Raw genomic sequence first — 25,482 nt, 5'->3', positions numbered from 1 at the left:
GTCCAACCACCAACGAAGCCTCGCCCATGCCCCACCCCCTGCCAGCAACGCCGCGCTGCCGCACGACCCTCTCGGTCGCGGCAGTGACGGCGGCCGTGCTGGCGTTGTCGGCCAGCGGCGCCGCGGCGCAGGAGGTCACGTTCATAACCCCGGTCGCCGGCGTGACCAGCATCAACGGCCTGCGGGCGACGCTTACCTACGAGCCGTTAGAGCAGTTCGGCTACCAGCGGCTCAACCTGCGTGTCGAGGCGGCGAAGCCGGCCAACGCCGACCGGCAGATCACGGTCCGCTTCTACGGCGACCGTGGCGTGCTGGGACAGGACTCCGATCGCTACGACACCGCGGTCGAGCAGGACGCCGAACTGCCGGCGGGCGCCAAACGCGTCGAGCTCGCGCTCACCGTTCCCAAGCTGCACGACTGGGGCATCATCCGCTGGGAGCTGTGGGTCGACGGCGTGAGGGACCCCGCGCTCTCCGGGGTTCGGCCGCAGAGCAACCTGGGGGGCGGCCCACGGATCGAGCTCTTTGCGCCCCAGGGGCTGCGTGACCAGCGGCCGATCAATTTCTATCGCGGTGTCACGCGCGAACGCGGATCCGAACCGTACTTCGGCGGCCTGGGCCCAGAGCTTGTAGCGGTCCTTGATTCCGAGCCGCTGCCGAGCGACTGGCGGCTCCTCGAGTCGTACCACGCGGTTGTTGTCTCGGCCGAGAAGCTGGCGGACGCAGCCGAGCAGGACCCCGCAGGACTCGCGGCGCTGCAGCGTTGGCTCTGCCTGGGCGGCCGCCTGCTGGTGGAGGACGCGGGCGATGACTTCGAGCGCCTCGATCGGATCGACCAGATGCTCGCCCAGTCCGCGCAGCCGTTCGACAAGCAGCTCGCCCGGGTGCAGCAAGACGAAGTGCGGGACCAAACAGCAACGAAAGAAGAGATTGCACCACGGCCGGGGGCGGACGGGCAGGACGAGCAGGATGAACTTGCCGACGAAGCCCCGCCGCCTTTCTCAGAGCACCCGGCTTGGCGCTGGGGCCGGCTCCTCCTGCCTGTGAACGCGGTTGACCAAGAAGCGTCCGAAGCCGAGGCGCCGTCCGAGCCCCGCGGGCGCCGCCGTCGGGTCGAGACCGACGCCTGGTTCCTGGAGTGCCCGATCGGCTTCGGCGTCGCGACCGCGTTCCCGGGGCGGATCGACGACCTCCCGCAGCAGTCGCCAACCACCGGCAGGCAGGGAGACCCGCTCGCCGCCAGCCCGCGTTGGCTGATGCGGTCGGTCTCGCGGCGCCTCGCCCAGATGGACTGGCGCGAGCGGCACGGCATGGTCCCGAACCGCGGCGCGGCGGAGTTCGCCAACTGGTTGGTGCCGGGCGTGGGGGCCGCGCCGGTCGACGCCTTCCGCTGGATGATCACGCTGTTTGTGCTGCTGGTTGGTCCGGCGAGCTTCTTCTTCCTCCGCGCGTACCACCGCACCCAGTTGATGGCGCTGACCGCGCCGCTGGCCGCCGCGGCGTTCACGCTCGGCCTGTTCGCCTACGCGACCCTCTCGGACGGGATCGGCCTCCGTGTGCGGTCGCGCAGCCTGACCTTTATCGACCAGCACAGCCAACAGGCGTGCAGCTGGTCGCGGCAGAGCTACTACGCCGGGCTGGCGCCGGCCGAGGGGCTGACGTTCCCCCGCTCGGCGGCCGTCTACCCGACGCTGCCCCCCTGGGACATGGCCAGCCGCGACCCGTCGAACCCCTACATGCGTGAGGTGCTTCTCAGCGACAACACGCAGCAGCTTAGCCGCGGCTGGCTCGCTTCCCGCGACACGTCGCAGCTGCTTGTCCTGGACGGCGGGCCCGCCACCGCTCGGCTCGAAGTCGACGCGACCGGCGACGGCGTCCGGGCGGTGAATCGCCTGGGGGTCGAGCTCGACCAGCTGCTGGTGCTCGACCGTGAAGCCCGCTGGTGGGTCTCTAGCGGCTTGGACTCTGGGGCCGAGGTCGAGCTCGAACCGACCACCCGCCGCGACGTGGTCGAGCTGGTGCGGAACGCGTTCTTCGAGACCGCGCCCAGCTTCCCGGTCGGCATCGGGGCCGACGACTCTGGCCGTCAGAACACGCTGCTCGGCCCGGTCCGGGCACGCGACCGGCGTTCGAACTCCACTCCCGACTCTTTCCTCGAAGGAAGGCTGGCCATGCTCCTCAGCGATATCGAGGGGCGCAACGACGGCCTCACCGCGGCGCTCAAGCCCGGTAGCTACCTGGCGCTGTCGAGCAAATCGACCTGCGCGCCCATCGGCCACGCCGACGCCCGCGAGCTGGGCAGCTTCCACGTCACTGTCGGCGTGTGGGAGGCGACCCGCCCGTGAAGTCCGACCGCCCCCTGATCGAACTCCGCGGCCTGCACCGGGTGTTTGGCGACACGCACGCGGTGCGCGGGGTCTCGTTCCAGGTGATGCCGGGCGAGGTGTTCGGGTACATCGGCCCGAACGGGGCCGGCAAGACCACCAGCATGCGGATCCTGGCGACCCTCGACGAGCCAACCGCCGGCGACGCGTTTGTCGACGGGCTGTCGGTCACCGAGGACCCGGACCGCGTCCGGCGGCGGCTCGGCTTCATGCCCGACTACTACGGCGCCTACCGCGACGTTAACGTGCGTGAGTACCTTGACTTCTTCGCCCGCAGCTACGGCCTGCGGGGCGACGAGCGCCGCCGCGCGTTGTCGCACGCGATGGGCTTCACGGGTCTTGACAAGCTCGCCACCAAGCCGATGGACGGCCTGTCCAAGGGGATGAAACAGCGGCTGGCGCTCGGGCGGACCATGATCCACGACCCCGCGGTGATGGTGCTCGACGAGCCGGCGGCCGGGCTCGACCCGCGGGCGCGGATCGAGCTGCGCGAGATGATCTCGCAGCTGGCCGACCTCGGCAAGGCGGTGCTGATCAGCTCGCACATCCTCACCGAGCTGGCGGCGATCTGCCACAAGGTCGGCATCCTCGAGCAGGGGCAGCTGCTGGCGGTCGGGTCGGTAGACGAGATCAGCCGGCAGGCCCAGCCGCATTCGGTGATCACGATCAGGGTGCTCACCGACCCGGCGTCGGCGCACGACTGGCTCGCCGCCCGGGCCGACGTCGAGCGCGTCGAACGGGTCGAACAGCGGCTGACGGTGCGTCACGCCGGCGACGACGTCGCGCGGGCCGACCTGCTGGAGTCCCTGATTGGCCAGGGCGTGCGGGTGGCGGAGTTCCGCTCTCAGGAGACCTCCCTCGAGGACCTGTTCCTCCATGTCACCGAGGGCCGTGTGCAATGACCGACAACCCATCCGAACCACCGGACCCCGCCGCGTCCGCTACCTCCCGCATCGGGCGGGCCTTCGCTTGGATCGATCAGCGGCTGGAGTTGGTGAGCGACTACATCAACCCGATCCTGGTCAAGGAGACCCGCCAGGCCCTCAAGAGCCAGCAGTTTGTCATCTGGTACCTGCTGCTGCTGGGCGGGTGCTGGATCGTGACGATCGGTGGCCTGGCGATGATCGGCCCGGCGGCCTACTACGGCGCGTTCGGCGGCCAGCTCTTCCAGTGGTACGCGTGGATCTTGTCGTTCCCGCTGCTGGTCGTGGCGCCGTTCTCGGCGTTCCGCTCGCTGGCGAGCGAGCAGGAAGAGAACACCCGCGACGTGCTGACGGTCTCTGCGCTGTCGCCGTACCAAGTGATCAACGGCAAGCTCGGCAGCTCGGCGCTGCAGGTGGCGATGTACCTGTCGGCGATGGCGCCGTGCCTCGCCTTCGCGTACCTGCTGCGGGGCGTCGACGCGCTGACGCTGGTGCTGCTGCCCGGGATGGGGGTGGTCGCGTCGCTCGGGCTGTCGCTGGTGGGGCTGCTCCTGGCGTCGCTGGCGCGGGTGCGGTACCTGCAGATCATGATGAACGTTGTGTTTATCACCGCGCTCTTGCTGCTGTTCTACAACTCGTTCGAATTGATCGAGGAGCTCGTCGAGAACGGCTACCGCTCCTACCAGCAGACCAGCTTTTGGATCGCGATGGGGGCCATCGCTACCGCGGTCGCCACCACGTTCCTGCTCGCCTACGCGTTGGCGGTGGCCTGCAACACATTCACCAGCGCCAACCGTTCGACCCCGCTCCGGGCGGCCATGCTGGTGCAACAGGCCGCGTTTATCGGGTGGATGGCGGCCGTGTGGCTGGTCTCCAGGGACCCTGAGATCGCGGTCGCGATGTTCATGGTTGGTGTATTCTACTGGACTGCCATGGGGATGTTCCTGACCAGCGAAGAGCCGGTCCTCTCGCCCCGCGTCCGCCGCACGCTCCCCAAGACGGCGATCGGCCGCGCCGCGTTCACGCTGCTCTCGCCCGGCCCGGGAACCGGGTTCTTTTTTGTGCTGGCCAACCTGTGCTACCTGCTGCTGCTGGCCTGGTTCGTGCAGGAGTCTGGCAGGTCGAGTGGTCCGGGCGGGCTGTCGCTGCTCGTGACGTACTTGGCGGCCGTGGCCTACGTAGTTTCGTACCTCGGATTTGGGCGGATCGTGATCATGCTGCTCCGCAAGATTGCCGCGTTGAGCCTGATCGGCGGCTTCCTGGTGCACCTGTTGTTGCTGCTGGCCGGCAACGCCCTGCCCTACGCCATCGACGCGTCGTTTAACAGCGTGCGCCGGGCCGGCTTCAGCTACTGGGATGTCGTCAGCCCGGTCGCCATGCTGGAGCAGACCGCGCGGGGCAACGTTTCTGAGGTCGAACTGCTGACCACCGGTCTGATTGTGTTTGGCGTCGCGGCCTGCTCGCTGCTGATCAACCTGTTCCTGGCGGCCGCGGAGGTCCGGCAATCACGGCTGACGACGCCCCAGCGGATCATCGAAGACGAGCTGGCGAAGATCCCGGCCCCGGGGCCCACCAACCCCTGGGGCGACTCCGAACGCCCCGCGGTTGAGGCGCCCTAGTCTAGCGAAGCCGTCCAGCGGTTGCGTCCGCGTTGCAGCACCACCTCGGGCGGCGTGATCGCGATCACCTCGATGCCGTACTTCTGAGTCCCCGCCGCTACGGAGGCGATCACCCCGTCGATTGACAACACGGCCTTGATCTCGTCGACAGTCACGAAGCCAATCAGCTGAACCGACTCGTCATCGTCGCCGCCGCCGCTCCGACGTGCGGTAGAGCGGCTCCGCTGCGGTGGAGCAAAAAGTTCTTCACGCTGCGGGTAAGGAGGGGTCCACTGCGCCACCCGGTGCGGCGTTGCCTCAGCGTCGTCAGGGGTCTCGGGCAGCCGGGTGCTTGGCTCGCGGACCGGCGTAGGCAGCGTTGGTAGCGGGGCCGGCTCCTCCGCGCAGCCGGCCACAACGAGCATGGCCACGGCGGCGGCCGCGAGCGATTTGTGGAGCGGCAGGGGCATTAAGATCAAGCGGGCGGAAGTACGGGGCATCCACATAAATTGCGGGCCCGTCAACTCTAGCACGCCTGAGAATGTGCGGCGGATGCCTCGATGAACGGCTGTCGCCTGCAGGCTGATCGTGCGGGTTGTGCGGGCGGCGCTAGCGCCAGAGTCGACCGATGAAGCTGGAACGCTTGCCCTTTTCCTCTGGCTCCGGCGTGGCCGGTTGGGGGGCGTTGGCGGCTCGGTAACGGGCGTCGTAGCCGCGGCGCAGCCCGCCCGCGAAGCCGTCGGCAGGCTGGGCCTGCGCGTCGCCGATGGGCGGCAGCCGGCGGAGGGACGGGTTGTGGGGCATGGTCCGACCGTAGGGCTCGCCGCCGGCTTCGGTCGGGTAGTACGGCTCGGGGCCGAGCGATGCTGAGCCGCAGTCAGACGCAGACGCGCACCCGCCGGGGCAGCCCTCGGCCGCCGGGATCCGCTCGAGCCGGCAATCGACCGTGTCGGCCGTGCGCTGCTCCCGCTCGCACAGCGGCTCGGCGCACCCGACAATCGTTGGCCGGATGAACACCATCAGCTCGCTCTCGCGGATGTCGGTCTCGTGGGAGCGGAACAGCGGCCCGATGAACCGCACGTCCTTGAGGAACGGGATCCCCTTGAAGTCGCCGACGTCGCTCCTCTGGCGGAGGCCGCCGATGACGAACGTGTGGCCGTTAGCGATCCGCACGTGCGTGGTCGCGATCCGCTTGTCGATGATCGGCTGGTTGTCGCCGGGCGTGAAACCGGTCAGACGGCTGAACTCGGGCGAGACCTGCATCTGGATGGTGCCGTCCATGCCGATCTTCGGCGTCACGTTGAGGGTGATGCCGGCCTCCTTGAAGGCCGTGGTGCCGATGTTGCCGCCCGCCGCGGTCTGCGTCAGCTGCTGGTAGGGGATCTCCGAAACGCTTTGGATGGTCGCCAGCTCGTTCTCGACCACCGTTACGTTGGGCGAGGCGAGCAGCCGCGAGTCGGCCGCGTTCTGCAGCGCCATCGCCACGGCGGCCATGCTGAAGTTGTTGCTCAGGTTGTACAGCGTGAACGCCCCGCCAGCCGCGCCGTCGGCGAACGGGACCTTGGTCACCGAGTTGATGAGCGTGCCGGTCCCGGCGTTGAGGGCGCCGGACCCCGCGACCCCTCCGCCACCGCTGATGGTCGCCCCAGCCAGGTTGCCGTTGCTGACGCTGTGCCAGTTGAGGCCGAGCTCCTCCAGATCCTGCAGGCTGATGTCATAAATTAGGGCCTGAATCACCACCTGAGGGCGTGGCCGGTCGGCGTGGGCGACCACCTCGCGGACCATCCGTACGTTCTCTGGGTAATCGACCACCAGCAGCCGGTCTTCGCGCGGGAGTACGGTCGCCTTGCCGGCGGAGCTCATCACCGCGCTGAGCAGCTCGAGCATGTCCTGAGCGGTGACGTGGTGGGTCTTGAGGTAGGCCACCTCGAGCGGACGGTTGGGCGACGCCGCCGACGTGCCGTTCGAGCGGGCGGTCGCCGCGTCAATCGCCTTGATGAACTCGCGGATCTTCTCGACGCGGTCGGCAAAGTCGAGCACCACCACCGCGCGGGCCGAAGGAATCGCCCGCACCTGGCCATTGGGCGTCGACAGCAGCGAGGCCCCCTGCACGACCTCGTTGACGTCCGCGACGGCGATCGGGATGGTCTCGGAGACAAAGAACGGGTTGACCTGCCCGAGCTCGCTGAGCCGGGTCACAACCAGGCTCTGGCCAACGGGCCGGTAGCCGTAGCCGTTGCTCAGCAGGATGGAGTCGAGGATCTCACGGAGCGGGGCGTCGCGGAACACGCCGTTCACGGCGCCGTCGATCTCGCCGGTGACGATATTGATGCCCCACTGTTCGCCGATCGTGAACAGGGCCGACTTGAGCGTGCCGTTCTGCAGCGTCAGGTCGCCGTGGGTCTCGAGGGCCTCGACCAGCGAGCGGCTTGGCTTCTCGGCCGCAAGGGCGGGCCCGGCGGCGTCCGCCATTGGGGGCGACGGCAGCGTCGGCATGACCGGCAGCGGCTCTTGGGCGTCTCCTACCGCAGAGGCGCACCCCGCCCACACGGCGGCCAGCAAGGCGGCGCGTTGCACCCACGCGATACGACGTGGGCGGGTCGGGTAGTCTGCTCGGCCCGCTGGCATGCGTCCTCCGTGACGCGGTAGTTTCGAGTGTGCTACACGCTGGCGAGTGAGTAGCACCACAACTCTATGTCTAGTTGCACCGACTGCCGGTTCTTGCCCGACGATCGCATCTCTAGGAATTTCACATGCTGCATGACGCCGTCACTGCGGACGCGGCCGATCAGTTTTCTCACCGACGCGGTGCTCCCGGTGACCGACAGCGACACCGGCCGGGTTTCTACCGCAAAGGGCGTCTTCTTCCGGTCCGCCGCCGAGGCGTCGGACGCCATGACGTTGTCGTCCTCGTACCACTGCCGCGACCTCGTCGAGCCGAAGCTGATCCGACGCACCCGGCAGCCGGTGTCGCGTGCGATCGCAATCAACCGGCTGCGGAAGTCGCTCACCGCCTCTTCGTCGACTGTCCGGCTTTCGACTTCGTTGAGTTCGTTCAGCTTCTCTTTGAGCCTCTGATCGAGCTTGGGCAGGTTGTTCGCAACGCGGAGCGAATCGGCCAGCTCCTGCTCGAGCATGGATCTTTCCTCACAGAGCGCACCATACTCATCGGAAAGTGGCAGCACGGTCAGAAGGCCAATCAGAATCGTAACGGCTGTAACGATTAGCCAGCGACGCTTGCTAGCACAGAACTTGTCAATGAGATCGTTCATCGTCGGCCTCCAATTTGGGGCTCTGTCCCCCGGATAGGTCGAATTCGACCGTCATATTGAAGCTGGTTACTGGCCCTTGAGGCGCCTGACGGACGCCGGTTTCCTGCAGCGAGGCGTTGTTCGCACCGGGCATTGACTCGATGTGACCGACAAACTCAAACACCCCGCTCTCGGTGAAACCAGAGCCCGATATGGTCGTTTCCACCTGATTGGTCACCGCCAGGCGATCGACCCACACATCGCCTGGCAAGCAGTGTCCGATCCGCTGCACGACCTCGTCGACCGGATTGCTCGGGAGCCCGTCCGCTAGACGCCTGAGCGAGGATAATTTCGCTTCGGAGGCCGACAGCTCTGCCCGGAGCTGGTCGTAGCGGGTTCTTACCGGTTCGGCCTCCGCGACGCGGTCGACCAGGCTCTGGTTCCGCATCGACACCGAGAGATTCATCCCGAGCATCACCGCGGCGATCAGCAGCACCGCCGCTAGCGGAGCGGCGGACCGCAGCAAGATGGGGCGGAGGTGCTTGCGGCTCTCGCGGATCCAGTTCTCCAGCAGGTTCGGGGCGTCGTCGAGCTGGTCGGGGTAGCGTTTCACCATCGACGCGCCCAAGCCCGCGGCAAATTCCTCGCCCGGCTCGCCGTCCCGCAGCCGCCAGTGCCGGTCGGGCGATGCGACGAGGGTCCTGACGTTCAGACTCGGGGTCTTCTGGAGGGCCGCCACCGCGGCCTTGCACGCCACTGGCGAGCCGGTCACGTACGCGGTGGTCAGCTCGTGCTTATCGCCCACTATCGCCCGCTGGGCGACCCGCTGGAAACGGCCCAGGTGCTGGTCGAGCATCTGGTGCGCCTGGTCAGAGGTCTGCGACCCGCCCGGCAAGTACTCCAACAGCAGACGCCCGTTGTGGGTAACGCCGATCGACAGCCCCTCTTCGTGCGCCGAAACGAGCAGCGCTGGCGCCTGCTCGTCGGGGTGCAGCATGCGGTGCGCCCGGCACAGCGAGACCATCGACGACTCGACCCGCCGCAGGTTCAAACCGGCCTGGTGCGCCGCTTCGGCGACCGCGTCGACCACGCGTTGGCTCGCCATCGAGACCATCGCGTGCCGGTGCCGGGCGTCGATCGCCGCGACGCTCTTAGCGATGCAGACGTCGCCTCCGCCGAGGGCCAGGTACAGCTGGCCACGCTCCTCGAGCTCCTTGACCTGCCGGTCGGCCTCGCTCGCGCCGCCCGTGGCGGTCCGCGTAACGCAGAGGCGGGCGCCCAGCAGGACGACCGCCTCGGAGCCGCTGAGGCGTTCCTCGGCCGCGAGCGTCTTGAACGCCGCGGCCAGCTCGGTCGGGTCGACCGCCGACGCCGGCGACGAGGCTTCGTCCCGCCACGGGTGCAGACGGGTGATCAGCAGCGGAGGCTCGTCTGACGAACCTCGCACCGTGATCACCGCACGCAGCTTAGTGTCGCAGACCTCAATCACGACATGCCTGTCGTCCGAGTTGCGGCGACGCTCGCCGCTGCCTCGGCGTTCGCTGGCCTGTCGGCGGTCATTGGTGGAAGTAGATAAGCTCATAATTGCGTGAGGTTAAAACTCGATGGTGGCTTGGACCGTGCGGGTGGCTTCGCCGGCGATCCCCACAGCAAGAACATCCACCTGCCCGGCGGCGCCGTCGGCGATGGAGATCGTGAACGAGTCGTCGCCTGGGTAGCCGCCGTCGGTCAGCAGGCCGCGGAAGTTGGGGTCGGCGATAAGCTCGGCGCAGCCCTGGTGGACGCCGGCGTTGGCCAGGTAGAGCGCGCGTTCGTAGTCCCGCACGTTCCGCGCAACCGCCGCCTGCTGGGTCTCGGTGACCAGGACGTTGAGCGTCAGCGAGCTCACCATGAACACCACGAACATCACCACCAGCAGGGCGGCTCCGCGTCGCGGCGGGCGGCGATGGGTGCTCGTAGCCATCAACATGCGGCGGGCTCCTACCATGATCGGATCCAGGCTGAACAGGTGACCGTGCGGTCGCCGCCCGACGGCATGCCGAACCGGGCCCGCACGCGGACCAGCTGCACCAACGACGGGTCGGACGCAACGGTCACGCCGTCGGCCTCCAGGCCGGTGAAGACCAGGCTGTCGACGTCGCGTGTCAGGGGCGAGCCGACCGGACCCGGGTAGGTCCAGTACCAAACCGAGCCGGGCGCGTCCGCGGTGTAGGCGATCGTGTCACCCGAGGCGAGCACTACCGCCAGCTCGCCGGCGTCGTCGGTGGGGCCGGTGATGCTGGTCACGGCGGTCGCCTGGCGGAGCGTCCGCACGATGTGCCGCAGCACGCCGTGGGCGTTCTCGGCCTGCTCGTGGTCGGCGTCGTGGGCCTGCCAGACGGCGTAGCTCGAGCGCAGCAGCACCACCGACGACGCCATCAGCGCGCCGGTAATGGCGGCGGCGGCCATGACCTCGATGAGGCTCATCGCCGCGCGTCTAGTTGGTGGCTTTATCGACATAGCTCTGGAGCGAGGCGACCTTGGTGCGGAACGAGCAGCTCGGCTCGCCGGTGTCGTAGGTGGTGTTGGCGTTCTCGTCGACGTAGGTCGTGACGTGGATGTGCATCAAAGCATTTGGCTCGCCGCCGTCGGTCGCCGAGTCGGACGCGGTGGCCGTGTAGCGGATCGAGGCGAACCCGTCCGCGGCGAAGCTCCCGCTGGCCGCTGTGTCGTCCCAGCTCGCCGAGGCCGCCGCCATCCGTTCCTCAAGGATCTGTATCGCATAGTTGGTCAGCAGCAGCTGCTGGTCGGTCTCTCGACTCACGGTCATCCCGTCGCGCAGCAAGGCCAGGGCGGGCGCTAGCGTGCCGCCGGCCAATGCGATGGCGAGCACCAACTCGAGCAGCGAGTACCCAGAGCGGCGGCGCGGTTTCGGCGGTGTGCTGTCGGGTGGCATAGCGGCCAAGCCTGGAGAACCTGCGGCGGGAGCGGTAAGTCTCTGTGGAAGCGTAGGTTACGCCGCCCGCCGGTCAACGTCGTGGAGCGATCGATCACGGGGCAGCCTGCTTCACGCACTCCACCAGCCCGGTGGGGTGGTAGCAAGTAACGACCCACTGGAAGGTGTCGCTGGTGATGGTTGCGGCGGTGCTGCCGCCTACGCCCTGCAGGGCGCCGTCGAAGCCGAAGGTCCACGTGTCCGAGGCGGTCGCGACCGTCAGCCCCGCCGGGATGGGCCGGGTGTCGTCTTCTGGGTCGCCGCCGCTGCGGCAGAGCACGAAGCCGACCACAGCGCCGCCAGAGCGGTTGAACTGGACATAGTGGTCGACGCCGGTGGTGATGGTGCGGCGGCGGGCCTGCCGCAGGTCAAGCGTCAGCTGGCGCGCCAACCCCTCGCCGTCGGTCACCGCCAGGGCGCCGTGGCCGAAACGCGTGACCGCCATCGTGCTGAGCAGGCCCAGCACGGCGAGCACAAGCATCATCTCCAGCAACGAAAACGCACGCCGCGGCCAGGCCGGGCGTGCGCCGTTGTTTGTGGATTGGGTGCACATTGGCTAGCCTGGCTCACGGAGGGGGCGAACCAGAGTCCTGGGCGCGGTGGTCCGTGTTGAGCTCGTAGAGGTTGCCATTAACCGGGTTGAGCGGGATGCCGTCCGGGAAGTAGTTGGTGTCGGCGGCTAGGGTGGCTAGGTCGGCCGGCCACGAGCCCTTCTCGATATACCAACGCTCGACGGCCGAGTTGATCGTGGCGAGGTTGTGGCTGTTGACCTTAGTCTTCGCGGTGGAACTTGAGACGCTCACACGCGGCACGATGATCGCCGCGATGATGCCGAGGATGGTCACCACGGCCAGCAGTTCCATCAGCGAGAAGCCTGGTCGGCGTTTTGTAAACATCGTTCTACTCCAGAAAGCACTTAGGGAGTTGTCGTCGGGGAGTTGATTCTTAATCCGCATCGGGAAGGGTCTCCCCGGCACGTTAAAAGCTAGGTCAAGAACCGGGGGCAGCAAGACTGTCTAGACGGAATTCCGAAAAGCTTTGTTAGTGACTGTGGCCTAAGACCCTGCCGGTGGCCGTGTCGATCGTGTAAGCCGAACCATCTACCGGACAAACCGGCAGCCCGTCCGGGAAATACGACGTCAGGGCGCCAATGTCCGACAGGTTAGCCGCAGGGAACGAGCCGCTGGCCCGCCGCCAGAGCTGCACCTGCAGCTCGATCTCACCGCGGTTCAGGTCGCAGGCGACGGTCTTACCCCTGGAGGAGTGCTCGCTCACCCGCGGGATCAGCAGCACCGACAAAATGCCGACAACCGCCACCACCGCCAGCATCTCGATCAGGGACAGCCCGCGCCTGGTCCGCGAAGTGTTCATGGTCAGGCGCCAATCGTGTTGATCATGTCGAACATGGGCAGGTAGATCGCAAGCAGGATCACCGCCACCGCAGCCGCGAGCGTGATGGTCAGCGCGGGCTCGATGAACCCAACCAGCGCGTTCGCCTTCCGCTCGATCTCGTCCTCCAGGTGACGCTGGATGTGGCGGGCGGCGTTGAGCAGGTTGCCGGTTCGTTCGCCCACGATGATCAGCTGACTGACCATCGGCGGGAACAGGTCGGCGTGCTCCTCGACCGTGCGGCTGAAGCGTTCGCCGCGGTCCACGCCGGCGTACAAATCGCGGACGCACAGCTTGACCGCCCGGTTGCTGACCGAGGTGCGGGCCTCCGCCAGCGATTCCACCAGCGTGTAGCCGGAGCCCATCAGGTTGGTGAGCGCGTCGATCAGCTCGAGCACGGCGATGTTCCGCAGCCAGGGTCCGAACAGCGGCGTCCGCAGCATCCACTGGTCCATCGCCAGGGCGACGTTGTCCCGCTCTCGCAGCTTCTTGAACAAGAACGCCAGGGCCGCCAGCCCGAGCAGCAGCCAAGGACCGTAGCTCTGAGCAAAGGCCCCCACGGCGATCATCAGCCGGGTCACCCCAGGGAGCGGCACCTTGGCCGAGTTGTAGGTCTCCTCGAAGACGGGCACCACGTACCCCAGCAGGAACGCGATGACGCCGCTGCCAACCAGCATCAGCATGGCCGGGTACGCCAGCTTCTTGGTGACCTCGGCGCGGAGCTTGCCCGACTTCTCCCGCTGCATCGCGATGTGGTCGAGGGTCGAGGCGAGCGCGCCGGTGCGCTCGCCCACCTTGATCTGGTTGACCGTAACGCGGTCGAAAGTTTCCGGGTGCGTCTGCAGGGCGGCGCTGAAGCTCGAGCCGTTCTCGAGGCGCCGCTGCAAGTCCTTGACGACGTGCTGCGAGCGCTCCATCGCGCGTTCTTCGGCCAGCGCACCGAGCGACTTCGGCAGCGACACGCCGCTGTCGACCAGCGTCGCTAGGCTGCGGAACAGGAACGTGATGTCCGCACTGCTAAGGTGGTCGCGCCGCATCCATTTGGCGAGGCTCTTCCGCAGGTCGTCGAAGCCGGCCAGCCAGCCTTCTTGGCCGGCGCCCGAGCGATTGCGGCGGGCGGACGCGGGCAGCGCTGATGCTCTGGCGTTCATGTGGCGAGCCTTCCCTAGCTAGAGATCTTGTAGAAGACTTCTTCGAGGGTCGTCCGCCCGGCCGCGACCTGCTCCAGGCCGGCGGTCGTGAGCTCGACCATCCCCTCGCTGAGGGCCAGCTCGCGGATGCGGCTGCCGGGGACGCCCTTCTCGATCGCCGCGGCGACCGCCGGGGTGACGGTCAAGATCTCGTAGATCGGGATCCGGCCGGAGTAGCCGGTGCCGAGGCACTTCTTGCAGCCCCGCCCGCGGTAGAACAGCCCGTCGTTCTCGAGGGGCTGCCCCTTGGTCATGGCGTCCAGCAGCTTGCGGTTGGGCTCGACCGGCTCCTTGCACTCGGCGCAGATCGAGCGGAGCAGACGCTGGGCGACGGAGCCGAGCAGCGCGCCGCCGCTCTTGAACCCGTCGATGCCGAGGTCGGCGAGCCGCGCCACGGCGCCCACGGCGTCGTTGGTGTGCAGGGTGCTGATCAGCAGGTGGCCCGTGAGCGCCGCCTGGACGGCGGTGGCCGCAGTCTCGTGGTCGCGGATCTCGCCGACCATGATGACGTCCGGGTCCTGACGCATGATGTACTTCAGCGCGTTGGCGAAGCCGAGCCCGTGCTCGTTGTCCGACGCCACCTGGTTGATGCCGGGCAGCCGGTACTCAACCGGGTCCTCGACCGTCACGATGTTGCGGCTCACGGCGTTGAGCTTCGAGAGCATCGCGTACATCGTGGTGCTCTTGCCGGAGCCGGTCGGCCCGGTCACGACGATCATGCCGTGCGGCTTGTCGATCAGCGCCTGGATGGTCGCGACGTCGCGCGACTTTAACCCCAGACGCTCGAGGTCGAAGATCTGGTTGCCCTCGTCCAGCAGCCGCATCACGACCTTCTCGCCGCCGACCGTAGGGATCGTGCTGACGCGGAAGTTGACCCTCGATCCACCCTCGTCGACAGCCAGGCGGCCGTCTTGCGGGCGGCGGTTCTCGGTGGTGTCCATGTCGGCCATCACCTTGATGCGCGAGACCACCGCCTCCTCGATGTGGCTGGGGATGGTCATCACCGGCTGCAGCTCGCCGTCGACGCGGTAGCGGACCCGCATCTCGGGCGTGTGCGGCTCGAGGTGGATGTCGCTGGTGTTGGCGTTGATGGCGCCCATCAGGATCGCCCGCACGAGCTTGACGACCGGCGCCTGCTCCTCGTCGGACTTCACCTCGGCGGTGAGGTCGTCGTCGTCGATCTCCTCGGCGGCCTCGAGGTCGGCCATCTTGAGGTCGACCAGCGTCTGCCGGGCGACTAGCCGGTCGTCGAAGCCGCGGTCGATAACCGCCTGCACCGGGCTGTCGAGCGCGACGAACGGCTCGACGCGGTAGCCGGTAATCAGCTCGGCCTCGGAGATGGTCTCGAGGTCGTCGGGGCTCGCCATCGCGAGCTGCATGGTGTCGCCGTGGACCGCCACCGGCACGCAGCCGCGAGAACGCACGAGCTTCTCCGGCAGCAACCGCGCCACCTGCGGGTTGACCATCTGGGGGGTCAGGTCGAGGTACGGTGTGCAGTACTGCTCGGCGAGGGCGTCGCCGAGTTGGTCGAGCGTGATCAACCCGCGGCGGACCAGCAGCTGGCCCAGCCGGCCGCGTTCGTCGCCCTGGGCGGCGAGCGCACTCTCCAACTGACCCGGGGTGATCAGGTGGTCGCGGATCAGGATGTCGCCGAGTCGGGCCATTCGTCAGAGCAGCGGGCGGGGATTCTGTGTAGGGGGCCTAGGTGGCCGTGGGCCTGCGCGAGGCGAGCTTGTGGATCTTGTCCTGCAGCACCATGGGGTCGTAGGGCGCGACAAGATACTCCTTGGCGCCCGCGGTGTAGGCGCGTTGCACGTGGTCGAGGTCCGCGTTGGGCGAGAGCAGCATCACCGGCACCGAGCTGGTGCGGATGTCGTTGCTGACGCGGTCGATCAGCTCGATGCCGCTCATCCCCGGCAGGAAGTGGCCCACGATCATCAGGTCGGGCAGCTCGCCGGAGAGTCGGTCCAATGCCTGCTCGGCCGACTCGACGCACTCGACCCGGTAGCCGAGCAGCTCGAGCCTGAACGAGGTGATCTCGCGCAGCATCGGCTCCTCTTCGATGAGCAGCACATTGATGGGTTTGTCTTGCATAGCGGGCGCCTGTTGTCTGCGCGTAAAGCGTCAGCAATAGGTACTTCCGCCAGGATGCAAGTCAATGTTCTGGTCGAAAACCAGACGGGTTGGCGCGCCGCTCCCGCGGTTTGTGCGGGCGGCGACCGGCGCGGGTCACGCCGTGCACACGGGCGCCCGCTCCGAGATCAGCGCGTTGAGGATGTCGTGGCGTGACAGCAGCCCGACAAGGCGTCCCCCCTCGACAACCGGCAGACGGCGGACGCGGTGCAGGATAAACAGGTCGGTCGCCCGGCTAATCGAGTCGCTCGAGTCGACCGTGATCACGTCGCGCGTCATGTGACGCTCGATCGGGTCGTCCTGGAGATCCTGGTCGTAGGCCATCGCCAACAGCGCGAACTCCGTAATGATGCCGACCAGCTGACCCGTCGGACCGATCACCGGCAGGCCGCTGATGCGCCGACGCACCAGCAACTCGATGGCGTCCTGGATGGTCGCCGTCGACGAAATGGTGACCACGTCGGTCGTCATAATCTGAGCGGTGGTCAGCATCTTGGGCGCCCCGGGAGGGTCTCGGTGATGCGGTCGGCGCCGTCGTGGCGCAGACCCAGCACCCTAAACTCTAGGTCACGGCCCCCCCTCAGGGCGGAATTGTTGCGGCGGTCCGTCCGGAGCCGGCGATCCCGTGCCGGCACGGCGCCGGTTGGCATGAATGCGCCGCCGTGGGCGCGTTTCCGCGGCCCGCTTGGGCGTCAGGAGGTATCCTAGAAGGTGATGACGACTCCTCTCGAAACGCTGCTCCCGCGGTCGGCGCTAGCCTTCCGCGGCTACAACACGACCAACCTGGGTCGCACGCCGGAATTGATCGAGCGACCGGCCTACCGGGAGATCCTCACACGCCGCTTGGATGAGGTAAGCCACATCGCCAGCGACGAGCTGCAGCGGTCGGTCGACCTTGTCGACCGCGTGGTCTGCCGCAGGCCGACCGGGTTTGACGACTACGCCGATTCCGTGGCGTTGATCTACGCGGTGGAGCTTGGTCATGTCGACCTGCTCCGCGAGGTGCACGGGCTCGATATTGGGCAGGCGCAGATGGCCTACGGTTACAGCCTGGGCGAGGTGGTCGCGTTGGCGGCCGCCGGGGCGACTCCCCAGAGTGAGGCGATCCGCGCCCCACTAGCGATGGCCACCGACTGCGCCGCTCTGGCGGAGGACGTCACCATGGGGGTGGTGTTCTCGCGGAAGCTCGCCATCAGCGAGGTCGAGGCCCACCGCCTGTGCGCCGACATCACCTCCGAGGGGCACGGCGTGATTGCCGTCTCCGCGGTGCTGTCGCCCAATACGCTGATCGTCCTCGGGCAGGACAACACGCTCGATCGGTTCCGCGCCGAGATGAAGGTGCTCAGCCCGTCGCGGGTGTACTTGCGGCAGAACGACTCCAAGTGGCCGCCGCTGCACACCCCTATTGTCCGGCAGCGCTGCGTCCCCGACCGGGCCTCCGTGATGATCCAGACGATGCGGGCCGACGCGTCCGTCGCCCGGCCGCCGGTGTTCTCGCTAGTCACCGGTCGGATGACCGCCAGCGAGCCGAGCCTGCACGAACTGCTCCGCGCATGGATCGACCACCCGCAGCGGCTGTGGGACGCGGTCTGCGTCACGCTGAGCTCGAACGTGCGGGGCGTGATCCACATCGGCCCGGAGCCCAACCTGATCCCCGCAACCTTCAAGCGGCTGTCGGACAACGTCACGCAGCAGACCTCGGGGACGACGGTCTCGGGGCTCAGCATGCGGGCGCTGAAGCAGCTCGCCGGCCGGCCGTGGCTGGCGTCGATCGTGCCGCAGCGGGCGTCGCTGCTCCGCGCGGCCGAGGTCGAGCACGTGATCCTCGAGGACTGGCTGCTCGAAAACTCGCCCGATTGACCGGCGGTCGCCTCCCCTGCCCTGTTCGTCACGGGTAGAATGACGCGATGGCCGAACCGACCGCCCCCCTAGCTCAGACGCTCGCCGGAAAAACGGCGGCGGTTACCGGCGCCTCGTCGGGGATTGGTCGAGCGGTTGCCTTAGCGCTGGGCGGCCTGGGGGCGGACCTGGTGATCCAGGCCCGACGCAACGCGGCCGGCCTCGATGAAACCGCCGCCGCCCTGCGGGCGCTGGGGCGGGACTGCCACTGCCTGCTGGGCGACCTGTCCGAGCCGGCGGCCTGCGGGCGGCTGGCGTCCGACTCGTGGGCCTGGCGGCCGATCGACATCTGGGTGCAGAACGCGGGGGCTGATGTGCTGACCGGCGAGGCCGCCCAGATGCCGTTCGCCGAGAAGCTGGACCTGCTCTACCAGACGGACGTTCGCGGCGGCATGCTCACCTGCCGTGAGGTCGGCAAGCGGATGCAGCAGCGCGGCGAGGGCGTCATCCTCACAGTCGGCTGGGACCAGGCCGAGACCGGCATGGCCGGCGACAGCGGCGAGATGTTCGCCGCCATCAAGGGCGCCGTGATGGCCTTCACCCGCAGCCTGGCAAAGTCGCTCGCCCCCCAGGTCCGGGTCAACTGCTTGGCGCCGGGCTGGATCCAGACCAAGTGGGGCGAGACCGCCCCCGACTACTGGCAGGACCGCGCCCGCCTCGAGTCGCTACTCGAGCGTTGGGGCGCCCCCGACGACGTCGCCGCGGCCGCCGCCTACCTGGCGTCGCCGCAAGCGGCGTTTGTCACCGGTCAGGTGCTGAACATCAACGGCGGTTTCGCCGGCTCCGCCGACTCCTAAGAAATCGACCTCGCGCCGCTCTATGCCTGAACATCTGCATCTCGTCACGGGCCGGTTGGCCGAACCGTCGCTGCGGCGGGTGCTGGCGACCCTGTCGGACGAGCTGCCGCTGGGTTACTCGGTGGACGTGCTGCCGATTACGGTCGCGGCGTTGATGACGCCCGACTGGATCGCCAAGCGGGTGGCGGCCCCGGCCGCCTCGAGCAGGGTCATCGTGCCCGGATACTGCGAGGGGGACCTGAGTCCGATTCAGCAAGCAACCGGCAAGCCCGTGGAGCGCGGCCCACGCGACCTGCGGGACCTGCCACGGTTCCTGGGGGGAACCAATCGCCCCCCCGAGTACGGCGCCCACCGCATCGAGATCATCGCCGAGATCAACCACTGCCCACGGCTCGAGCTGGCCGAGATCGTGCGGATCGGCAAGCGGCTCGCGGCAGAGGGCGCGGATGTCATCGATATTGGCTGCGAGCCAGGCGGCGCCTGGGCGGGCGTCGGCGACGCCGTGCGGGCGCTGCGTGACGCAGGCCTGCGGGTGTCGATCGACAGCCTGAACCCGCAAGAGATTGCCCCCGCCGTGGCGGCCGACGCCGAGCTCGTGCTGTCGGTAAACAGCTGCAACCGAGAAGCCGCGGCCGACTGGGGCTGCGAGGTGATCGCGATCCCCGACGAACCGAAATCGCTCGCCGGGCTCGACGAGACCATCGACTTGCTGGCCAAGCAGGGCGTGCCGCTGCGGGTCGACCCGATCCTCGAGCCGATCGGGTTCGGCTTCGCCGCGAGCCTCACCCGCTACGCCGACGTCCGCCGCCGGTACCCCGACGCCGAGATGCTGATGGGGATCGGCAACCTGACCGAGCTGACCGAGGTCGACTCGGCGGGCGTCAACACGCTGCTGCTCGGCTTTTGTGAAGAACTAGGGGTCCGCAGCGTGCTGACGACCCAGGTCATCCCGTGGGCGGCCACGAGCGTGAAGGAGTGCGACCTGGCCCGCCGACTCGTGCACCACGCGGTGTCGCAGCAGACGCTGCCAAAGCACCTCGACTCGGGATTGGTGACGCTCCGCGGCGGCCAGACAACAGAGATTGCGCCCGAGTTGCTCGACCAACTAGCCAGCGAGATCCGCGACCCCAACTACCGAGTGTTCGCCGCGGCGGGAGAGATTCACCTGGTCGGCAAGCAGCTCCACCTGCACGACCGCGACCCGTTTGTGGTGTTCCAGCAGCTGCTCGACGCGGTGCAGTCGGGCGCGGTCGACCGGCCGATCGACGCAAGCCACGCGTTCTACCTGGGCCACGAACTCTCCAAGGCGGCCACCGCGCTCGCCCTCGGCAAGTCGTACGAGCAGGACGAATCGCTCGACTGGGGGTACCTGACGCAGCCGGAGTCGAGCCACCGACTCGCCCGGTACGCCGACCGCCCTCGGGGTTGACGATCAGCGATTGACGACCAGCGATTAGTGGCGATTGCAAGAGGGCTGCCGGTCGGGCGCCGGGTCGGCCATAATCGCCTAATGCCGCCTGCCCCGCTACAAACCACCGCTGAGGGCGCCTGCTGGCTTCAGCAGCCCCTTGCCGATGCGCCCACGACGCTCGACGTGTTCGCCGCGCTACGCGGACTGCCTGGGTGTGTGTTTTTCGATAGCTCTATGCGCGACGAGCAGCTCGGTCGCTACTCCTACGTAGCCGCCGATCCGTTTGCGTGGATCACCGCCGACGGTGACACCGACGGGTTCGGACGCGTCGCCGAGCAGCTCTCTCCGCATTCCACCGCGACCATCCCCGGACTCCCGCCGTTCCAGGGGGGCGCAGCGGGCTACTTCGGCTACGAGCTTTGCCACGCCCTGGAAACCCTTCCCACGGCCAGGCACTCGGGGTTGGATACGGCAACTATGGCGGTGGGCCTGTACGATGTGGTGTTCGCGTTCGATCACTTCGCGCAGGACCTCTTTGTCGTCTCACAGGGCCTGCCCGAGCACGATTCCGCAGCCCGCGCCGAACGCGCGCGGGGGCGTTTGCAGTCGTTCTGGAAGCTGGTCGAGGCGGGGCCGCCCAAGTTCACCGGCGCACCGCCGGATACTGCGGGCGTGCTCGATCTCCCGCCGCAATGCCCTTTGCAAGACCAGCCTGGCGTCACCAGCGACTTCACACGGGAGGGGTACCTGGCCGCCGTGCAGCGGTCAGTCGACTACATCCACGCCGGCGATGTGTTTCAGGTCAACTTGACGCAGCGTCTGCTCGCCCCCCTCAGCGAGCTCCCGTCCTCCTACTACTTGCGGCTACGCGAGCAGAGCCCGGCGCCGTTTGCGGGGTACTTCGACGCCGGCGACGCCGTGCTGTGCAGCGCGTCGCCCGAGCGGTTCCTCCGGATCGACAACCGCCGGGTCGAGACCCGCCCCATCAAGGGAACCCGCCCCCGCTCTGCCGACCCCGCGGTCGATCAACGGCTGGCCGCCGAGCTGGCCGGCTCCGTCAAGGACCGGGCCGAGAACACGATGATTGTCGACCTGCTCCGCAACGACCTCTCGCGTGTTTGCACCGACGACTCGATTGAGGTCCCGGTGCTGTGCGGGCTCGAGTCGTACCAGCAGGTGCACCACCTGGTGTCGGTGGTGGAGGGGCGTCTGCGCGACGACGCCGAGCCACTCGACGTGCTCAAGGCGTGCTTCCCTGGCGGGTCGATCACCGGCGCGCCGAAGGTGCGGGCGATGGAGATCATCGCCGAGCTCGAGAGCTCCACCCGCGGCCCGTACTGTGGATCGCTGGCGTTCATCGGCTTCAACGGGGCGATGGACAGCAGTATCCTAATCCGTACCGCGGTGGCGTCGCACGGCTGGCTGCAGATGTCGGTTGGCGGCGGGGTGGTGGCCGACTCGGTCCCCGCCGACGAGTACGAGGAAACCCTGCAGAAGGCGGCCGGCATGCTGGCCGCCCTGCCCCGCGAGACGCGATGATCCTGCTGATCGACAACTACGACAGCTTCGTGCACAACCTGGCCCGGTACTTCCGGCTGCTCGGCTGCGAGACCGTGGTCGTCCGGAACGACGCGCTGACCGTCGGCGAAGTGCGAAGGTTGGCGCCCGCCGCGGTGGTGCTCTCGCCCGGCCCGTGCACGCCCTGCGAAGCCGGTATCTCCGTCGATCTGGTCCGGCGATTGAGTGGCGAGCTGCCAATCCTGGGCATCTGCCTGGGGCACCAGGCGATCGTCGCGGCGTTTGGCGGCGAGGTCACGGTCGCCCAGCGGCCGCTGCACGGCCAGGCAACGGCGGTGCGGCACGACGATCAGGGAGTCTTCGCCGGTCTGCCGAACCCGATGCCGTGCGGCCGCTACCACTCGCTGATCGCCGATCCAACGAGCCTCCCCGACGCGCTCGTCCCGACCGCCTGGACCGACGACGGCGTGCTGATGGCGGTCCGTCACCGCGGGCACCCAACGGTCGGGCTGCAGTTCCACCCCGAGTCGATCTTGACCGAGCGGGGGCTCGACCTGCTGCGGAACTTTGTGAGCCAAACCGCGGCCCGCCCGACCTCAATTGGGAGGGCATAGTCCGATGCCGCCCTGGCCGACCGACACCGACGACGCGCCCTCGCTGCCCGACGGCCTGCTGCTGGAGTGCCTGGTCACAACACTCGATCAAGACGGCGCAGTCCACTTGGCGCCGATGGGGCCAATCGTCGACGCCCGGTTCGAGCGGCTGCTGCTGCGGCCCTACGCCCCGTCGCGGACGCTGGAGAATCTCGAGTGGACCGGCTGCGGCGTGCTGCACATTACGGACGACGCCGCGCTGCTGGCCCGCTGCGCGATCGGCGTTCTGCAAGCGCCGCCTGCCACGCACCCGACGCCCGATGGCCGAGGCGCGGTGCTGGCCGATGCGTGCCGGTGGCGGCAGTTCGAGGTCGAGGCATTCGACGCCGCCCCGCAGCCGGCCCGGGTCGTCGGTCGACTCACGTCTGGGGCCACGCTCCGCGATTTCGTCGGCTTCAACCGTGCCAAGCACGCGTTGATTGAGGCCGCGATCCTCGCCACCCGGCTCGATTTCCTGCCGCACGATGAAGTGCTCCCGCAGTTTACCGCACTCGAATCGCCAGTCATCAAGACCGGCTCGCACTACGAGCTGGCTGCATTCCGAGAAGTCCAGGACTTCGTGAACCGAAGAATCAGCGGGGCTTCGTCATGACGACTCCGCTCGCGGTTGAGGTCCGCGCCCCTAGCCGGCTGCACTTCGGCCTGTTCTCGTTCAACGACCCGCGCTGCCCGCTCAGCTACGGCGGCGTGGGGGCGATGGTCGACACGCCCGGGGTGCGATTGAACGTGGCGGTTGACGACCGCGTGGTAGTGCCAGACGGTCCGCTCGCCGCTCGCGTGGGCGAGCTGGCCGAGCGGGTGCTCAATCAGCCGGGCATCTCGATCAACGGCTGCCACGCCGAATTGGAGGGCGAACCCCGCCACCACATCGGCTTGGGGGTTGGGACCCAATTAGGGATGTCGGTCGCGGCGGGGTTGTTTGCCCTGTCGGGGCGAGGTTCTAGCTCCGCTGATCAGCTCGCCGCCGCCAGCGGCAGGGGGCAGCGGTCGGCGATCGGCGCCCACGGGTTCTGCCGCGGCGGGCTGCTGATTGACGGCGGGCACCAGCGGCCCGGCGTGCTCGGCTCGCTGGCCCAGCGGGAGGACCTGCCCAATGAATGGCGGTTCGTGCTGGTGATTCCCATCGGCGAGACCGGCCTCGCCAACGAGTCAGAGCGGCGGGCGTTCGCCAGCCTGCCGGCGCCTTCCGAGGCGACAACCCGTCGGCTGCACCAACTGGCGGTGGCCGAGCTGGCGCCCGCCGCTGCGGAGTCCGACTACGAACGCTTCGCCGAATCGCTGTACGACTACGGCCTGACCGCGGGCGGCTGTTTTGGGCCGGTCCAGGGCGGACCGTTCGCGACAACGGCGATCGAACGCCGCGTCGATCTCATCCGCTCGCTCGGCTTCCCGGGCTGCGGGCAATCGTCTTGGGGACCCACCGTTTACGCGTTGGCGCCGGACGAAGCATCGGCGAAACGGCTGGTTGATCTACTCGGCGCCGAGCCCGCGGCCGAGCGCTGCGAACTGATCGTCGCGGCTCCGTGCAACACGGGCGCGGAGGTCCGCCCGACCTACAGCAGGCCGTAGGCGGTCAGCGACTGCTTGAGCTGTACGCGTCCGGCGTCGTCGAGCGGGGTCATCGGCAGCCGCATCTCGCCGGTGTCGCGGCCGAGCATTTCCATGGCGGCCTTGAGAGGGATCGGGTTGGTCGCCAGGCCGAGCATCTCGCGGCAGAGGGCGAACAGCTTGTGGTGCTGCGCACGGGCGGCGGCCATGTCGCCGCTGGCGGCGGCGTTGACTAGCGCGATCATGTCCCGCGGCACGATGTTGCCGACCACCGAGATAACGCCCTCGCCGCCGACCGCCATGTACGGCAGGGTCATGCTGTCGTCGCCGCTGAGCAGCGTCAGGTTGGTGGTGCCCAGGATCTGCGAGGCCTGGTCCATCTGGCCGGTCGCTTCCTTGACCATCGTGATGTTCTCGAGCTCCGCCAGCCGGGCGATGGTCTCGGGCTCAACGTTCTTGCCGGTGCGTCCCGGGATGTTGTAGACGCACTGCTGCAGGCCGGTCTCCTCGGCCAGCGCCTTGAAGTGCTGGTAGAAGCCCTCTTGGGTCGGCTTGTTGTAGTACGGGGCGACCTGCAGAGCGGCGTCGGCGCCTGCTTTCTCGGCCGACTTGGTCAGCCGCAGGGCCTCGGCGGTGCTATTCGAGCCGACGCCCGGCATCACTTTGATCCGGCCGGCCGCCTTCTGAACGACAAAGTCGATGACGCGGTCGTGCTCGTCGTGGCTGAGGGTCGGCGACTCGCCGGTGGTCCCGACCGGGACCAGGCAGGTGGTGCCGGCCTCGATCTGGAACTCGATCTGGGCGCCGAAGGTGTCGTAGTCGACCTCGCCCTGCTTGAAGGGGGTCACCAGTGCTACAGAAAGGCCTGCGAAGTCCTTGCCCTTGGTCGCCATCGTTCCGTCCGCTGTGTTGGTATCTGTCTGAAAAACGTCAAAAAATCTCGCGGTTGCGAGAACTCGGCATGATAGGCCTCGCTAGGCGTGCTTTCAAGCGGCCCGAGCCGCACCGCCCGCCCGCCGTCCAGCGCTGTGCAGTCGCTTCTGCGGCGAATCCGCCTACTTGGCCGCTTCGCGGACCAGCCGCTTCATGTCGCTGACTGCCTGCTGCAGGCCGATCATGATCGAGCGGGAGATAATGCTGTGGCCGATGTTGAGCTCCCGCATCTGTGGGATCGCCGCCACGGGCTGGACGTTGCGGTAGGTGAGGCCATGCCCCGCGTGCAGCAGCAGCCCAGCGGAGGTGATGTCGGACGCGGCTTTATGCAAGATCTCGAGCTCTTTGTCCCCCAGCGCCGAGCCGGCCGCGTGCGCGTAGGCGCCGGTGTGCAGCTCGATCGCCTCGGCCCCGGACTTGATCGAGGCCTCAATCTGGGCCGGGTCGGGATCGACGAACAGGCTGACACGGATGCCGGCGTCCCGCAGCTGCTGCGAGGCGTCGACGATGCGGTCCTTGCTGCCCACCACGTCCAGACCGCCCTCGGTGGTCACTTCCTCGCGTTTTTCGGGCACCAGCGTCGCCTGTTGGGGTCGGCAATCGACCGCGATGTCGAGCACGTCTTGGGTGCATGCGAGCTCGAGGTTCACCGGCGCCGCGACCGTCTGCAGCATGATGCGGAGGTCACGCTCCTGGATGTGGCGGCGGTCCTCCCGCAGGTGCAGTGTGATGCCGTCGGCGCCACCGAGCTCGGCCAAAGTTGCGGCCCAGACCGGGTCGGGCTCGTTGGTCTTGCGGGCCTCGCGCACCGTGGCGACGTGGTCGATGTTTACGCCGAGAAGCACCATTCGGGGGGAATCCGGTGGGTGGGGATGGCGGCG

The 25,482-nt window shown here is 68.0% G+C and carries 26 protein-coding genes; 10 read left to right on the top strand and 16 right to left on the bottom strand.

The annotated features are described in order from the left end of the window. Nucleotides 1-26 precede the first annotated feature (26 nt). From Pla123a_RS23235 to Pla123a_RS23225, 3 genes are read left to right on the top strand one after another with little or no spacing between them, the layout of a single operon-like run. Nucleotides 27-2,345, top strand: coding sequence for a hypothetical protein (locus Pla123a_RS23235; protein WP_146591531.1), 2,319 nt, complete (start codon nt 27-29; stop codon nt 2,343-2,345). Then, complete coding sequence (locus tag Pla123a_RS23230; protein ID WP_231956608.1) at nt 2,342-3,286, top strand: ABC transporter ATP-binding protein; 945 nt, start codon at nt 2,342-2,344, stop codon at nt 3,284-3,286. Before Pla123a_RS23235 ends, Pla123a_RS23230 begins: the two co-directional genes overlap by 4 nt. Then, the gene (locus Pla123a_RS23225) at nt 3,283-4,926 is read left to right on the top strand and encodes a hypothetical protein (protein ID WP_146591529.1); all 1,644 of its coding nucleotides are present in this window, start codon (nt 3,283-3,285) and stop codon (nt 4,924-4,926) included. Before Pla123a_RS23230 ends, Pla123a_RS23225 begins: the two co-directional genes overlap by 4 nt. Here Pla123a_RS23225 and Pla123a_RS23220 read toward each other — a convergent pair. The 14 genes from Pla123a_RS23220 to Pla123a_RS23155 form a co-directional block, all read right to left on the bottom strand. After that, on the bottom strand, nt 4,923-5,375 hold the full coding sequence (locus Pla123a_RS23220) for a hypothetical protein (RefSeq protein WP_146591527.1): 453 nt from the start codon (nt 5,373-5,375) through the stop codon (nt 4,923-4,925). The genes Pla123a_RS23225 and Pla123a_RS23220 overlap by 4 nt on opposite strands. 139 nt (nt 5,376-5,514) lie before the next feature. Next, on the bottom strand, nt 5,515-7,533 hold the full coding sequence (locus tag Pla123a_RS23215; protein WP_146591525.1) for a secretin N-terminal domain-containing protein: 2,019 nt from the start codon (nt 7,531-7,533) through the stop codon (nt 5,515-5,517). A 32-nt stretch (nt 7,534-7,565) separates the two neighbouring features. Beyond that, the gene (locus Pla123a_RS23210; protein ID WP_146591523.1) at nt 7,566-8,177 is read right to left on the bottom strand and encodes a hypothetical protein; all 612 of its coding nucleotides are present in this window, start codon (nt 8,175-8,177) and stop codon (nt 7,566-7,568) included. Continuing rightward, complete coding sequence (locus Pla123a_RS23205) at nt 8,161-9,738, bottom strand: hypothetical protein (RefSeq protein WP_146591521.1); 1,578 nt, start codon at nt 9,736-9,738, stop codon at nt 8,161-8,163. Before Pla123a_RS23205 ends, Pla123a_RS23210 begins: the two co-directional genes overlap by 17 nt. Nucleotides 9,739-9,750: 12 nt before the next feature. Next, on the bottom strand, nt 9,751-10,125 hold the full coding sequence (locus tag Pla123a_RS23200) for a hypothetical protein (RefSeq protein WP_146591519.1): 375 nt from the start codon (nt 10,123-10,125) through the stop codon (nt 9,751-9,753). Between the two features lie 11 nt (nt 10,126-10,136). Next, nucleotides 10,137-10,622, bottom strand: a complete 486-nt coding sequence (locus Pla123a_RS23195) for a hypothetical protein (RefSeq protein ID WP_146591517.1) — start codon at nt 10,620-10,622, stop codon at nt 10,137-10,139. 10 nt (nt 10,623-10,632) lie between these two features. Then, on the bottom strand, nt 10,633-11,091 hold the full coding sequence (locus Pla123a_RS23190; RefSeq protein ID WP_146591516.1) for a type II secretion system protein: 459 nt from the start codon (nt 11,089-11,091) through the stop codon (nt 10,633-10,635). Nucleotides 11,092-11,185: 94 nt separating this feature from the next. Beyond that, complete coding sequence (locus tag Pla123a_RS23185; RefSeq protein ID WP_146591514.1) at nt 11,186-11,683, bottom strand: type II secretion system protein; 498 nt, start codon at nt 11,681-11,683, stop codon at nt 11,186-11,188. Between the two features lie 13 nt (nt 11,684-11,696). Next, nucleotides 11,697-12,026, bottom strand: coding sequence for a competence type IV pilus major pilin ComGC (locus Pla123a_RS23180; protein ID WP_146591512.1), 330 nt, complete (start codon nt 12,024-12,026; stop codon nt 11,697-11,699). A gap of 145 nt (nt 12,027-12,171) precedes the next feature. Beyond that, nucleotides 12,172-12,501, bottom strand: coding sequence for a type IV pilin protein (locus Pla123a_RS23175; RefSeq protein ID WP_146591510.1), 330 nt, complete (start codon nt 12,499-12,501; stop codon nt 12,172-12,174). Between the two features lie 2 nt (nt 12,502-12,503). Further along, nucleotides 12,504-13,670, bottom strand: a complete 1,167-nt coding sequence (locus tag Pla123a_RS23170) for a type II secretion system F family protein (protein ID WP_146591508.1) — start codon at nt 13,668-13,670, stop codon at nt 12,504-12,506. Nucleotides 13,671-13,684: 14 nt separating this feature from the next. Then, the gene (locus Pla123a_RS23165) at nt 13,685-15,373 is read right to left on the bottom strand and encodes a GspE/PulE family protein (RefSeq protein WP_146591506.1); all 1,689 of its coding nucleotides are present in this window, start codon (nt 15,371-15,373) and stop codon (nt 13,685-13,687) included. Nucleotides 15,374-15,410: 37 nt separating this feature from the next. Beyond that, nucleotides 15,411-15,803 carry a response regulator gene (locus Pla123a_RS23160; protein ID WP_146591504.1) on the bottom strand — a complete coding sequence of 131 codons (393 nt, stop codon included), beginning with the start codon at nt 15,801-15,803 and terminating at the stop codon, nt 15,411-15,413. Nucleotides 15,804-15,938: 135 nt separating this feature from the next. Further along, a complete protein-coding gene (locus Pla123a_RS23155) occupies nt 15,939-16,334 on the bottom strand; it encodes a CBS domain-containing protein (RefSeq protein WP_146591503.1) in 396 nt (131 codons plus the stop codon). A 222-nt stretch (nt 16,335-16,556) separates the two neighbouring features. Between Pla123a_RS23155 and Pla123a_RS23150 the strand changes: the two genes are divergently transcribed. The 7 genes from Pla123a_RS23150 to Pla123a_RS23120 all read left to right on the top strand — a co-directional run bounded on the left by Pla123a_RS23150 (nt 16,557) and on the right by Pla123a_RS23120 (nt 23,689). Then, nucleotides 16,557-17,702, top strand: coding sequence for an ACP S-malonyltransferase (locus tag Pla123a_RS23150; protein WP_146591501.1), 1,146 nt, complete (start codon nt 16,557-16,559; stop codon nt 17,700-17,702). A gap of 47 nt (nt 17,703-17,749) precedes the next feature. Next, on the top strand, nt 17,750-18,538 hold the full coding sequence (locus Pla123a_RS23145) for an SDR family NAD(P)-dependent oxidoreductase (protein ID WP_146591499.1): 789 nt from the start codon (nt 17,750-17,752) through the stop codon (nt 18,536-18,538). A gap of 22 nt (nt 18,539-18,560) precedes the next feature. Further along, nucleotides 18,561-19,967, top strand: a complete 1,407-nt coding sequence (locus Pla123a_RS23140) for a DUF6513 domain-containing protein (protein ID WP_146591497.1) — start codon at nt 18,561-18,563, stop codon at nt 19,965-19,967. An 81-nt stretch (nt 19,968-20,048) separates the two neighbouring features. Further along, complete coding sequence (gene pabB, locus Pla123a_RS23135) at nt 20,049-21,488, top strand: aminodeoxychorismate synthase component I (protein ID WP_146591494.1); 1,440 nt, start codon at nt 20,049-20,051, stop codon at nt 21,486-21,488. Beyond that, complete coding sequence (locus Pla123a_RS23130; protein WP_146591492.1) at nt 21,485-22,081, top strand: anthranilate synthase component II; 597 nt, start codon at nt 21,485-21,487, stop codon at nt 22,079-22,081. The genes pabB and Pla123a_RS23130 overlap by 4 nt, the downstream gene beginning before the upstream one ends. 4 nt (nt 22,082-22,085) lie before the next feature. After that, complete coding sequence (locus tag Pla123a_RS23125; RefSeq protein ID WP_146591490.1) at nt 22,086-22,712, top strand: DUF447 domain-containing protein; 627 nt, start codon at nt 22,086-22,088, stop codon at nt 22,710-22,712. After that, a complete protein-coding gene (locus Pla123a_RS23120) occupies nt 22,709-23,689 on the top strand; it encodes a beta-RFAP synthase (protein WP_146591488.1) in 981 nt (326 codons plus the stop codon). The genes Pla123a_RS23125 and Pla123a_RS23120 overlap by 4 nt, the downstream gene beginning before the upstream one ends. Here the strand turns inward: Pla123a_RS23120 and dapA are convergent. Beyond that, the gene (dapA, locus tag Pla123a_RS23115) at nt 23,674-24,561 is read right to left on the bottom strand and encodes a 4-hydroxy-tetrahydrodipicolinate synthase (RefSeq protein ID WP_146591486.1); all 888 of its coding nucleotides are present in this window, start codon (nt 24,559-24,561) and stop codon (nt 23,674-23,676) included. The genes Pla123a_RS23120 and dapA overlap by 16 nt on opposite strands. Before the next feature lie 162 nt (nt 24,562-24,723). Further along, on the bottom strand, nt 24,724-25,449 hold the full coding sequence (locus Pla123a_RS23110) for a pyridoxine 5'-phosphate synthase (RefSeq protein ID WP_146591484.1): 726 nt from the start codon (nt 25,447-25,449) through the stop codon (nt 24,724-24,726). Nucleotides 25,450-25,482 lie beyond the last annotated feature (33 nt).

It is taken from the genome of Posidoniimonas polymericola, assembly GCF_007859935.1.
In the GTDB taxonomy this organism is placed as follows: Bacteria; Planctomycetota; Planctomycetia; order Pirellulales; family Lacipirellulaceae; genus Posidoniimonas; species Posidoniimonas polymericola.
Note: the sequence above shows the minus strand (reverse complement) of the source record. Positions and strands in the feature narration are given on the sequence as shown.